General features: G+C 64.6%; 11 protein-coding genes. 9 read left to right on the top strand and 2 right to left on the bottom strand.

Annotated features, from left to right (window positions below):
- Positions 1-16 precede the first annotated feature (16 nt).
- On the bottom strand, positions 17-1456 hold the full coding sequence (locus tag PIN31009_RS07185) for an aldehyde dehydrogenase family protein (RefSeq protein WP_150789792.1): 1440 nt from the start codon (positions 1454-1456) through the stop codon (positions 17-19).
- A gap of 223 nt (positions 1457-1679) precedes the next feature.
- Here PIN31009_RS07185 and PIN31009_RS07190 point away from each other — a divergent pair, with 223 nt between their 5' ends.
- The 5 genes from PIN31009_RS07190 (at position 1680) to PIN31009_RS07210 (ending at position 8412) form a co-directional block, all read left to right on the top strand.
- Entirely contained in the window at positions 1680-3116 is a 1437-nt protein-coding gene (locus PIN31009_RS07190) for an FAD-binding oxidoreductase (RefSeq protein ID WP_150789793.1), read from the top strand.
- 265 nt (positions 3117-3381) lie between these two features.
- Entirely contained in the window at positions 3382-4425 is a 1044-nt protein-coding gene (locus PIN31009_RS07195) for an ABC transporter substrate-binding protein (RefSeq protein WP_246185609.1), read from the top strand.
- A gap of 45 nt (positions 4426-4470) precedes the next feature.
- Positions 4471-5574 (top strand): ABC transporter ATP-binding protein, encoded by a 1104-nt coding sequence (locus PIN31009_RS07200; RefSeq protein ID WP_058375420.1) that lies wholly within the window; start codon positions 4471-4473, stop codon positions 5572-5574.
- A gap of 105 nt (positions 5575-5679) precedes the next feature.
- Entirely contained in the window at positions 5680-7404 is a 1725-nt protein-coding gene (locus tag PIN31009_RS07205; RefSeq protein ID WP_150790245.1) for an ABC transporter permease subunit, read from the top strand.
- 102 nt (positions 7405-7506) lie between these two features.
- Positions 7507-8412 carry a dihydrodipicolinate synthase family protein gene (locus tag PIN31009_RS07210; protein WP_150789794.1) on the top strand — a complete coding sequence of 302 codons (906 nt, stop codon included), beginning with the start codon at positions 7507-7509 and terminating at the stop codon, positions 8410-8412.
- 24 nt (positions 8413-8436) lie between these two features.
- Here the strand turns inward: PIN31009_RS07210 and PIN31009_RS07215 are convergent, their stop codons facing one another.
- Complete coding sequence (locus tag PIN31009_RS07215) at positions 8437-9357, bottom strand: IclR family transcriptional regulator (protein WP_150789795.1); 921 nt, start codon at positions 9355-9357, stop codon at positions 8437-8439.
- Positions 9358-9440: 83 nt separating this feature from the next.
- Between PIN31009_RS07215 and PIN31009_RS07220 the strand changes: the two genes are divergently transcribed.
- From PIN31009_RS07220 to PIN31009_RS07230, 4 genes are all read left to right on the top strand, one after another.
- On the top strand, positions 9441-10616 hold the full coding sequence (locus PIN31009_RS07220; protein WP_150789796.1) for an alpha-hydroxy acid oxidase: 1176 nt from the start codon (positions 9441-9443) through the stop codon (positions 10614-10616).
- 103 nt (positions 10617-10719) lie between these two features.
- Positions 10720-11247, top strand: coding sequence for an inorganic diphosphatase (gene ppa, locus PIN31009_RS07225; RefSeq protein WP_058375417.1), 528 nt, complete (start codon positions 10720-10722; stop codon positions 11245-11247).
- Between the two features lie 85 nt (positions 11248-11332).
- Positions 11333-11485 (top strand): hypothetical protein, encoded by a 153-nt coding sequence (locus PIN31009_RS27855; RefSeq protein ID WP_174997017.1) that lies wholly within the window; start codon positions 11333-11335, stop codon positions 11483-11485.
- A 3-nt stretch (positions 11486-11488) separates the two neighbouring features.
- Entirely contained in the window at positions 11489-12619 is a 1131-nt protein-coding gene (locus PIN31009_RS07230; protein WP_150789797.1) for a GNAT family N-acetyltransferase, read from the top strand.
- Positions 12620-12687 lie beyond the last annotated feature (68 nt).

Raw genomic sequence — 12687 nt, forward strand, 5'->3', positions numbered from 1 at the left:
ATCAGGTGTCAGGGAATCATCCGTGCCGGATAGCAACGGTCTTGAGCGTGGTGAAGCCGTACAGCGCTTCGAAACCTTTCTCGCGTCCGTGGCCGGAGTGCCGCATGCCGCCGAAGGGCAACTCCACGCCGCCGCCTGCGCCGTAGTTGTTGATGAACACCTGCCCCGCGCGAATCGAGCGGGCGAGACGCATCTGGCGTCCGCCGTCTTGCGTCCACACGCCAGCGGCGAGGCCGTACAACGTGCCGTTGGCGAGCCGCACGGCATCGGCTTCGTCGGTGAAGGGCATCGCGGCGAGCACCGGCCCGAACACCTCCTCGCGGGCGAGCCGATGTCCGGCTGGCACATCGCGCAGCAAGGTCGGCGCCTGATAGAAACCGCTTTCCGGCGCACTGCCGACGACTTCGCCTTGCGACATCAGCGCAATGCCGTCGTGCTGCGCTTCGGAGAGGAAGTCCCACACGCGCTGCTGTTGCTTCGCGTTGATGAGCGGCCCGAGATCGAGATCGTCGTGCGAAGGCCCGACGCGCAGCTTTGCAAACGCTTCGGCCAGATGCGCAAGCACCGTTTCATAGGCGTCGTGCTCCACGAGCAGACGGCTGCCGGCAGAACAGGTCTGCCCGGCGTTCTGCACGATGGCGTTCACGACGACCGGCAACACGGCGTCCATGTCGGCATCGGCGAACACGATCTGCGGCGACTTGCCGCCCAGCTCAAGCGTGACCGGCGTGTGATTTTCGGCGGCCATCTGCGAGATCAGCATGCCGGTTGCAGGCGAGCCCGTGAACGAGATGTGATCGATGTCCGGGTGCCGTGCCAGCGCCGCACCGGCCTCGGCGCCGTAACCCGTCACGAGGTTGAGCGCACCGGGCGGGAGACCGGCGTCGGCGGCGAGTTCTGCCACCCGCAGCAACGACAGGCAGGCGTCTTCGGCCGGTTTGACCACGCACGCGTTGCCGGTGGCGAGCGCCGCAGCGACACTGCGCCCGAAGATCTGCAACGGGTAGTTCCAGGGAATGATGTGCCCCGTCACGCCATGCGGCTCGCGCACGGTAAAGACGGTGTAGCCCTGCTGATACGGGATGGTTTCGCCGTGCAGCTTGTCGGCGGCACCGGCGTAGAACTCGAAGTAACGCACGATGGCCGCCGCATCGGCGCGCGCCTGCTTGAGCGGCTTGCCGGTGTCGCGCGCTTCGAGCTGCGCGAGGGCTTCGTGGTGTTTGGCGAGGGTGTTGGCAATGGCGTAGAGCACGCGGCCCCGCTCGGCAGCGGAGAAGGCCCCCCATTCGCCATCGAACGCCGCGCGGGCCGTTTTCACGGCGCGGTCGATATCTTCGGCGTCGCCGCGGGCGATTTGTGTGAACGGCTGACCATCGGACGGGTCGATGACGGGAATCGCCGGGCTTTTCGCCGGCGCGACCCATTGGTTGCCGATGAAGTGTGTAGCTTCTGGCATGTCGACTGCACCTCGCGTCGGGTTGGACGATCGGATGATTTCGGATGACGTCGGTCATTATCACTTAACTCACGAGGGCATTGACCGTCGTATGAGGCGCATCCGCATAAACACCTAATTCAATCGCAATGCAATTAAAGAGATTTTATTGCAATTTTTTCTCGCCTATCCTTGATCACATCGGATCGCCAGACGAGTGGATTCATTCAGGAGCAGGTGGGCAATGAACGACGCTGTAACGCATGAGACGCTGATTGGGCAGATGCAGGCCACGCTGGGCACGACGGCTGTGCTCACCGGCGCCGCCGACACCGACGGCTACACCGAAGACTGGCGCGGCCGTTACCACGGCGAAGCGCTGTGCGTCGTGCTGCCGTCGTCGACCGAACAGGTCAGCGCCGTCGTGAAGCTCTGCGCTGCTGCGGGCGTCCCCATCCTGCCGCAAGGCGGCAACACGAGCCTGTGTGGCGGCTCGGTTCCGGCCAACGACGGCCGTGCGCCCGTCATCATCAATCTGGCGCGCATGCGTCACATCCGCCAAGTCGATGCCGCCAACGGGTCGATGGTGGTGGAAGCCGGTTGCATTCTGAAGACCGTGCAAGACACCGCCGCTGATGTCGGCCGTCTGTACCCGGTGAGCCTCGGCGCGGAAGGGTCGTGCCAGATCGGCGGCACGCTCTCGACCAATGCGGGCGGCACCAGCGTGCTGCGCTACGGCAACACGCGCGAGAACGTGCTCGGCCTCGAAGTCGTGCTCGCCGACGGCACCGTCTGGGACGGGCTGCGCGCACTGCGCAAAGACAACACCGGTATCGATCTCAAGCATCTGTTCATCGGCGCCGAAGGCACGTTGGGCATCATCACGGCGGCGGCGCTCAAACTGCATCCGCTGCCCACGCATCACTCGCTCGCGTGGTTTGCGCCGCGCGATCCGGCGGCCGCGCTGCAAATTCTCGGCATGTTCCAGAGCGCCTGCGGCTCGCGCCTGTCGGCCTTCGAAATCATGAACCGTCACCAGCTCGATCTGGTGCTCGCCAATGTGCCCAATCGCCGCAATCCGCTGGCAGGCGAGCATACGTGGCATGTGCTGGTCGAATTGGGCGACACCCGCGACGCCGACGTGCTCGAAGCGGTGCTGACTGAAACGCTGGGTGTGGCGATCGAACAAGGACTGGTCGAAGACGCGGTCATCGCCGCGAACGAGACCCAGCGCGCCGACCTGTGGGAAGTGCGTCACAGCGTGAGCGAAGCCAACAAGAAGGCCGCTGTCGGCCTGACCACCGATTGCGCCGTGCCGGTCTCGAGCGTGCCCGAATTCATCGCGGCGGCCACGCGTGCCGTGCATGACATCGTGCCGGGCCTCGACATCGCGATCGTCGGCCACATGGGCGACGGCAACGTGCACTTCATCCCGATGTTCTCGTTCGACGCATGGGAAGCGCTCAGCGATTCGGCGAGCATGGGCGACGCGATGCGTGCCTGCGTGAACGACGTGGCAGCACGCCTGTCGGGCACGTTCAGCGCCGAGCATGGTGTGGGCCAGACGGGCCTGCCGCTGATGGCGCGCTACAAGTCGACGGCCGAACTTGCCCTCATGCGCACCGTGAAGGCGGCACTCGATCCGCGGCAGTTGCTCAACCCGGGCCGCCTGATTCCCTGATTCACCGATCCCCCGAATTCATCCCCTCGTTTCACAGTTGTTTCATAGCTTTATCGCAAGTGTTGTTGAGTTGCCATAACTGCGCGCGCGGCGGCCGGTGCCTAAGTTCCTGACCGTACCGACTGCACCGATCGTCGCCGCGCCCAACCCTCCCAGACCGGAGACCACGATGAAACGCAAGACCTCCGCACTCCCCAGTAATCCCAGCGATCTCGCAGACAACCAAAGCACCGAAGCGCTTGCGCAACCGGGTCGCCGCACCGCCATGAAGACGGCGCTCGTGGGTGCCGCTGCCGTGGCGTTCCCGTTCGTGTGGACGCCCTCGCGCGCCGCCACCAAGCGCATCGTGGTGCGCGACGACGGGGGTATCTACACCAAGGCGTACGACGCCGTGTACTACAAGCCGTTCTTCGAGAAGACCGGTATTCAGGTGGTGGGCGTGCAGGCCAATGCCGAGCCGACCGCGCAGATCAAGAGCATGGTCGATGCGGGCAGCTACACGTGGGACATGGCCAAGATCAGCCAGCCGGCCATTCTGCTGCTGACTTCGGGGGGCAAGGAGTATCTGGAGCGCCACGGTCTCGAAGCCGACCCGGTCATCGCCAAGATTCCGCCGCAGTACATGTCGCCGTTCGGCGTGGGCACCAACGTGTATTCCACGGTGCTCGCCTATCGCACCGACGCGTTCAAGGGCCGCAAAGCACCGACGTCGTGGGCCGACCTGTGGAACGTGAAGGATTTCCCGGGCCGCCGTTCGATTCGCAAGTATCCGTTCGACACCATCGAAGAAGCGTTGCTCGCCGACGGCGTGGCGGCGGGTTCGGTGTATCCGGCCGACTTCGATCGTGCGTTCAAGAGTCTGGACAAGATCGCCAAGCACGTTGACGTGTGGTGGACCACCGGCGCACAAGTCGAGCAGATGCTCGGTTCGGGCGAAGTGGACATGGTGGCCACGTGGGCCTCGCGTGCACAGTCGGCACAAGCCAACGGCGTGCCGGTGCAGATCGTGTGGAACCAGAACATCTGGGGTTGCGACAACTGGTCGATTCTCAAGGGCACGCCCAACGCGGCCGCCTGCCGTGAGTTCATCAAGTTTGCGAGCGACCCGAAGCGTCAGGCCGAACTGGTCAAGTATTTCCCGGCCGGTATGACGCAGCCCGAGGCGTTCAACTACGTCAAGCCCGAGATCGCCAAAAACTGCCCGACGTTCCCCGAGAACATGAAGAGCGGCGTGCATATCGACGCAAAGTTCTGGCAACAGAACCAGAGCGCGGCGCTCGAGCGTTTCAATCGCTGGATCCTGACCTGATCCTCACCTGCGGTTCCGTTTCACGTTTTTACGGGTGCTGATCTCATGACCGTTGCCAATCTCCAAGTTTCGGGCCTCTGCAAGCGCTACGGCGATTTCGTCGCACTTGCACCGACCGATCTCGACGTCGCCCAGGGCGAATTTCTGACCTTGCTCGGGCCTAGCGGCTCGGGCAAGACCACGCTGCTCTCGCTGATCGCCGGTCTGTCGCAGCCCGATGCGGGCGCTATCCGCATCAACGGGGCCGATGTCACGTACGGTGCGCCGTACGAGCGCGACATCGGCATGGTGTTCCAGAACTACGCGCTGTTCCCTCACATGACCGTGGCGGAGAACATCGCGTTCCCGTTGCAGATGCGTCGCACCGACAGCGCCACCGCGCGCCAGAAGGTGATGCAGGCGCTGGAGATGGTGCACCTGCCGCACGTGGCCGAGCGCTATCCGCGCGAGCTCTCCGGTGGTCAGCAGCAGCGCATTGCACTCGCGCGCTGCATGGTCTACCGGCCGTCGATCATTCTGATGGACGAGCCGCTGGGGGCGCTCGACAAGAAGCTGCGCGATCACATGCAGCTCGAAATCAAGCGCATTCACCGCGAACTGGGCACGACCATCGTGTACGTGACGCACGATCAGGAAGAAGCGATGACGATGTCCGATCGCATCTGCCTGATGAACGCAGGCGAGATCGCGCAACTGGGCACGCCCGACGATCTGTATTTCCGTCCGAAGAGTGTGTTCGTGGCCGACTTCCTCGGCGAATCGAACCTGCTCGACGCCACGGTGCTGGAGCGTGCCGGCGATCAGGTGCGCGTGGCGATGCCGGGCGTGGAGGGCGGTGCCGCGATGGTCTACGACCCGCAGGTCGAGCGCGGCAAGCCGGTCAAGCTGATGTTGCGTCCGCAGAACCTGCACGTGCAGGAAGGGGCGGCGAGTGCTGACGGCGTAGCGACGATTTCGGCGAAGCTCACCGACATCATGGTCACGGGCGGCATGACCAAGCTGTATCTGCAATCGCAGGCCACGGGCAGCGACACGAGCAAGTCGCTGATCGCGGCGTTTCCGACGCATCGCCGCGGCAACCGCTTCGAGATCGGGCAGACGCTCGGCCTTGCATGGCGTGCCGACGACGCTGTGGCCATCGCGGGGTAAGTCATGAGTGCTTCCGCCGTGGTCCGTCCTTCTTCGCCTTCATCGAGCCCCGTGCACCCCGCGCCGCGCCGTCCGCGCTGGCGCGGCCGGTTGCGCCCGGTGCTCATGGCTGCGCCCATCGTCATCCTGCTGATGGTGATGCTGGTGTATCCGGTCGGCCAGTTGCTGCTGTTGAGCATTCGTGGCGAAGCCGGTTTCACGCTCGCCGAATATCAACGCTTGTTCGCCTCGTCGGTGTACGTCGAGGTGTTGCTCATCACGCTGAAGGTGTCGCTCTACACCACCTTCTTCGCGGTGCTCACCGGTTACCCGATCGCCTACCGGCTCTCGACGCTGACCGGCGCGCGCAAGCAGCGTCTGCTGTTCTGGGTGCTGCTCTCGTTCTGGACGAGCTTTCTCGTGCGCACCTTCGCATGGGTCGTGCTGCTCGGCCGTAACGGCGTGGTCAATCGCACGCTGATGGATCTGGGCATCATCGATGCGCCGCTGTCGCTGCTCTACAACTTCCCCTCGGTGATCGTCGGCATGGTGCACGCGCTCATGCCGCTGGCTGTGCTCACCATGCTCTCGGTGATGGAGAACATCGACCGCCGCCTGCCGAGCGCCGCATCGACGCTGGGTGCACGCCCGGGCACGGTGTTCTGGCGGGTGTATTTCCCGCTGTCGCTGCCGGGGGTGGCTGCCGGTGCGCTGATGGTGTTCGTCACGTCGATCGGCTTCTTCATTACGCCGACGCTGCTGGGCGGACGTCATGAAACGATGATCACGCAGCTCATCATCGATCAGGTGATGCAGGCGCTGAACTGGGGCTTTGCGGGCGCGATTTCCGTGCTGCTGCTCGCCGTGGTGCTGGTGGTGTTCTTCATCTACGACCGCATGGTCGGGCTCTCGACGATGGCCGGTGGCGCGGGTGACAGCAAGCCGGGCAAGCGCCGTGGCGGCTGGACCCGAGTGCTGGGTGAGCACGTGCTGGCAGCGCTGGGCAACGTTACCGATTTGCTGTTGCGTGCGTTGCCGCGCAGCCGCAGCGCGCAGGGCGATGGGCTTGGCCTGCGTGTGGTGGTGTTCCTGCTGATCGTGTTCCTCGCGGCGCCCGCGATGCTGATGATTCCGATCTCGTTCGATTCGGCATCGGGACTGACGTGGCCGCCCAAGGGCTTCTCGTTGCAGTGGTACCAGATGATCTGGGATTCGCCGCTGTGGATGCAGGCGATCACGCGCTCGATGCTCGTCGGTATCGGCGCAGGGGTGCTGTCGATGCTGATCGGCACGCCGGCGGCGTTCCTGCTGGTGCGCGGCGGCATGCGGGGCAAGGCGGGCATGCTGGCATTCGTGCTGGCGCCGATTGTCGTGCCGCGCATGATTCTGGCCGTGGGCGTGTTCTATTTCTTCGCCAAGATCGGTCTGGTCGGATCGAGCATCGGGCTGACGATTGCTCACACCGTGGTGGCCGTGCCGTATGTCGTCATCACGATGATGGCGGTGCTGCGCAACTACGACACGCGCCTCGATCTGGCGGCGTACAGCCTTGGGGCCCGCCCGTGGGCGACGCTGCGCCGCGTGACCTTCCCGATTCTGGGGGCCGGCCTGCTGTCGTCGTTCCTGTTCGCTTTCGCCACGTCGTTCGACGAACTCACGATTGCGCTGTTCAGCTCGGGCGGTCTGTCGACCACCTTGCCCAAGCAGTTCTGGGACGAGATCACGATGCAGATTTCGCCGGTGATCGCCGCCGTCTCGACCTGCCTGTTCCTCTTCATTGCCGCACTGATCTGGGTGGCCGAATGGCTGCGTCGCCGCAGTCTGACGACCGCCCCCGCCGAGGCTGCCTGATCCATCGCCGAGGCATCGCGGACACCTCAAAGGTGGCCCGATGATGCCTCGGCGGTGCAGTCAACCGATTGATTCGATTCACGCTTGATGGACGTAAAACTCATGCTTCGCTCTGCACAACTCAAAGGCATTCTCCCGGCCATTCCCACGCCGGTGCATGCCGACGACACCATTCACACCGATGCGGCGCGCGCCTTGCTGCGCTACCTGCTGGGGCAGGGCATCGACGGCGTGGTGCCGCTGGGCGGCACCGGTGAATACGGTGCTCTCTCGCGCGCCGAGCGCGTGCGCATGGCCGAACTCACGGCACAGGAAGTCGAAGGCCGCGATGTGCCGGTGATTGCCGGCGTGCTCGATCCCGGCTATCACGACGCGATTGCCGCCGGCCGCGACTTCGCCGCCGCCGGTGTCGATGGCCTGCTGGTGCTCACGCCGTACTACACCAACCCGACGCAAGCCGGCATTCGTGACTACTTCCTGCGCTATGCCGACGAGTCGCCGGTGCCCATCCTGATTTACGAAATTCCGTATCGCACACGCATCGCCATTGCCCCGGAAGTGCTGCATGAGCTTTCGCGCCACGAAAACATCATCGGCATGAAGGCGTGCAACACCGACATGTGGCATTTCCTGCGCACGGTGGCCGGTGTCGATGAATCGTTTGCGGTGTTGAGCGGCGAAGACTCGCTGTTCCCGCTGCATGTGGCAGCCGGCGCGCGCGGCGGCATCGTCGTGACGGCGTCGCTGTTGCCCACCGCGTGGCAGCGCATCTTCACGCTGGCCTCCGAAGGCAAGACGGCCGAGGCGATCGCGCTGCACCGCTCGCTGATTCCGCTGATGAATCTGGCGTTTGCCGAGACCAACCCGGGGCCGATGAAGTCGGTGATGGATCTGATCGGCGTCGATGCGCCCGCGATGCTCGCACCGCTGGTGCCTGCGGCGCCCGCACTGTCAGCCGACCTGCGCACGGAACTCAAGAAGCAACTGGCGATTTTCGAAGGACGGTAATCGCCGGGCGGTCATCGCGCAAGGTTAGCGCCGGAAGGTCGAGAGCCGCGACTTCGAGATCGAGGTCGCGGCCACTTGAATGTGCGGGGCGAGTTCGGCTTCGACACGTTCGCGCGACCAGCGCGACGTCGGCACCGAGATGTTGATGGCTGCCACGGCGTGGCCGTCGTGATCGGTGATGGGGGCGGCGACCGAAATGTCGCCCATGACCGTCTCGTTCTCGACGATGGCGTAGCCGCGCCGGGCCGTCAGTTGAATCCGGTCGATCAGCTTCTTCTCGTCGGTGAGCGTGTAGGGCGTCATCGGTTCGAGCGACGTGCTGGCGAGGATTTCTCGCACCCGCACGTCGGGCAGGCGCGACAGGATGGCGATACCCGACGCGGTGAACATGGCCGGCAGGCGCGCGCCCACCACGATATCGATGTTCACCAGATGCTGACCGGGAAAGCGGGCGACAAACACGATTTCGTGGCCGTCGAGTTCCTGAAGGTTGGTCGTCTCGCCCACGCGGCGGCTGATGTCGAGCAGGTACGGCGATGCCTTGTCGACCAGCTCGTTCGCACGAATGTAGTTGTACGAGAACTGCAACACCTTGGTCGTCAGGCCGTAGGTGCGGGTCTCGGGCACACGAAAGAGATACCCCAGTGCTTCGAGCGTATGCACGAGCCGCTGGGTGGCGCTGCGGTCCAGATCGGCCGCCTTGGCAATGTCGCTGAGCGTCATGTAACGCGCCGGGCCGTCGAAGGCGTGCAGCACCTGAAACGTCTTCTCGGTCGAGCCGACGAACAGCGTCGAGCGCGTGGCGTCCCGGCTCGCTTTGGTGGCGGCCTTCGATGGCTTGTCGTTCAACGGGACGGCAGCACCCGCAGACGCGGCTGATGTGGCAGGGGAGTCGGGGGCAGAGTCGTCGGTACGACGGGACGACCGGGCGGGCAAGCGCGGCATGAGCGGTTCGTGAGTGTGCGTATTGTAATGATTGTGATTGTAATGCAATTGTTTATGAGCAAGTCATGAGAATAGGGGGAGGCATGGCCGCGTTTTCCTGCGTGGACGATTACCGGGGTGCTGCGCAGCGGCGGTTGTCGAAGATCGCGTTCGACTATCTGGAGGGTGGGGCGGAAGACGGTCACGCGCTGCGCCGCAATCGCGACGCCTTCGCCCAATGGGGCTTTTGCCCGCGCGTGCTCACCGATACGTCGCAAGTCTCGAGTGCCACCACCTTCTGGGGACGCGAGGCAGCCGCCCCGATGGCCGTGGGGCCGACCGGCCTGAACGGGCTGTTCTGGCCGCGTGCCGACGAATTGCTCGCGCGTGCGGCGGCCGATGCCGGCTTGCCGTTTGTGCTGTCGACGGCCTCCACGTCGTTGCTCGAAGACGTGCGCGCCGCGGTGCCCGACGGCGAACTGTGGCTGCAACTCTATGTGCAGCAAGACCGGAGCATCGCCGAGAGCATGATGCGGCGCGCTCGCGAGGCGGGGTATCGCACGTTATTGCTGACCGTCGATACCCCCGTGCACGGCAAGCGCGATCACGACACGCGCAACGGGTTCAAGCTGCCGCTGCGGTTCACGCCGAAGCTGGTGGCGGATTGCCTGCGCCATCCCCACTGGAGTTGGCAGATGCTGGCCAACGGCGCGCCGCAACTGCGCAACATCGCCCAGAGCGTGGGCGAGCGTGCCGATCTGGCCCGTCATGCGGCCATGCTGAGCCGTCAGATGGACCTGTCGCTCGGTTGGGACGATCTGGCGTGGGTGCGGCGTCACTGGCCGGGCGAAGTGCTCGTCAAGGGCATTCTGACGGCGGAAGACGCCAAACTCGCGCAGGCCTACGGCGCGGACGGCATCGTGGTGTCGAACCACGGCGGCCGGCAATTGGGCAACACGCTCGCGCCGATCGAGGCGCTTACCCCGATCGTCGAGGCGGTGAACGGGCGGGGACGGCATCTCGACGTGTTCGTGGACGGCGGCGTGCGGCGCGGTGCCGATGTCGCCAAGGCGGTGGCATTGGGGGCGAAGGGCGTGCTGCTGGGGCGTGCCCCGTTGTATGGCGTGGCAGCCCGTGGCGGCGCGGGCGCGGCCGACGTGCTCGCGATGTTGCTGGGCGAGTTGCGCACGACGATGCAACTGCTGGGTTGTGCGCAAGTGGGCGCCCTCTCGCCCCAGTGCGTGGCGCGGCTGCCGGCGCTTGGGGCAAACCCGCTATAATGTTTCGCGCCCGAATACCCTCGGGCGGCGCGGCATCCGGCAGGTGAGCGGGGCAAGTGCGTCGCGCGGCGGTATGCCATCTTTCATACACAGGAACGTCATCATGAGCTTCAACCACGTGCCGGCCGGCAAGGACATCCCCACCGATTTCAACGTCATCATCGAGATCCCGGCGCAAAGCGACCCGGTGAAGTACGAAGCTGACAAGGACCTGGGCCTGCTGGTCGTCGACCGCTTCATCGGCACGGGCATGCGCTACCCGGCCAACTACGGTTTCATTCCGCAGACGCTGGCTGGCGACGGCGACCCCGTCGACGCACTGGTCATCACCCCGTTCCCGCTGCTGGCTGGCTCGATCGTGCGCTGCCGCGCACTGGGCATGCTGAACATGACCGACGAGTCGGGCGTGGACGCCAAGCTGGTGGTCGTGCCGGTCGACAAGATCTGCCCGATGACCGCGCACCTGAAGTCGATCGACGACGTGCCGGGCTACCTGAAGGACCAGATCAAGCACTTCTTCGAGAACTACAAGGCGCTCGAGAAGGGCAAGTGGGTGAAGATCGAAGGCTGGGAAGGCATCGATGCCGCCCACAAGGAAATCGTCGACGGCGTGGCCAACGCCAAGAAGTAAGCGGTTTTCGTAAGCGATTTTCGGCTTGCGACATCGAGGTCACGGTTGCCTTAGCCGCCGTGGCCCGATGTCATCGAAACCCGGCATGATTGCCGGGTTTTTTGTTGCCCGCCGAAAGCCTGCCGGATCGTCGCGTGAAGGCGTCGTGACGGTGATGCCTGAAAGCTTCGCCGAGTTCGGCGACAATGACGGGCAGTCCGGCAGCGACTTCTCGCCGGCGGCTTCGCGAACGAGGTGACGGGTGAGCAGCGACGTAGTGATTCGGGTAGTGCAATCGATTGAAGACGTGCCGGCCGACCAGTGGAATGCGCTCGCCGGCAGCAATCCCTTCGTGCAGCACGCGTTTTTGCATGCCATGCATACCAGCGGCTGTGCCAGCAAGGGCACCGGCTGGCAGCCGGCCTATCTGCTCATGCACGCAGGCGACACGCTCGCCGGGGCCATGCCGCTGTACGTCAAGTCGCACTCGCGCGGCGAATACGTGTTCGACCATGCGTGGGCCGACGCTTTTGCGCGTCACGGGCTGCGCTATTACCCCAAGCTGCTCTCGGCCGTGCCGTTCTCGCCGGTGACCGGGCCGCGTCTACTGGCGCGCACGCATGCCGACCGCGTGGCGCTCGCTCGTGGCGCCATCGCGTTTGCAAAGCAGTTGGACGTGTCGTCCATTCACGTGCTCTTCACGCACGAGGACGATCTGGCCGCGCTCACCGAAGCCGGCTATATGCTGCGCGAGGGCGTGCAGTTCCATTGGGAAAATCAGGGCTTCGCCACGTTCGACGACTTCCTTGCGCAGATGAATCAGGAGAAGCGCAAGAAGCTGCGGCAGGACCGGCGGCGCGTGCGCGAGGCCGGGGTGACCTATCGCTGGCTGCGCGGTGCCGACATCGATGACGCGGCGCTCGATTTCTTCTACCAATGCTACGAAAACACCTATCGCGAGCATTGGAACGCGCCGTATCTGTCGCGTGAGTTCTTCGCGCAGGTGCATGCCACGATGCCCGACACGCTGCTGCTCGTGATGGCGATGCGTGATGACGCTCCGCTGGCGTGTGCGCTCAACGTGGTGACGCACGACACGATGTTCGGGCGCTACTGGGGCACCACGGATTTCGTCTCCGGCATGCACTTCGAGACGTGCTACGCGCAGGGCATCGAGTACTGCATCGTGCACGGGTTGCGCAGTTTCGAGGGCGGGGCACAGGGCGTGCATAAGATGTCGCGCGGGTTGTTGCCCACGCCGACATGGTCGGCCCACTGGATCGGCGACGCGCGGTTTGCCGACGCGATTGCCGAGTTTCTCGATGCCGAGACCTCGGCCATGGACGAGCATATTGGCGAGTTGGAAGCGCATACGCCTTTCAAGCGCACGTAATATACTGGCGATCTGACCGCCCGCCGGTCGCGCCGGGCCTGCCAGCCTGCCGCTGCACCGGCCCACGA

This window comes from Pandoraea iniqua (genome assembly GCF_902459685.1).
Taxonomy (GTDB): domain Bacteria; phylum Pseudomonadota; class Gammaproteobacteria; order Burkholderiales; family Burkholderiaceae; genus Pandoraea; species Pandoraea iniqua.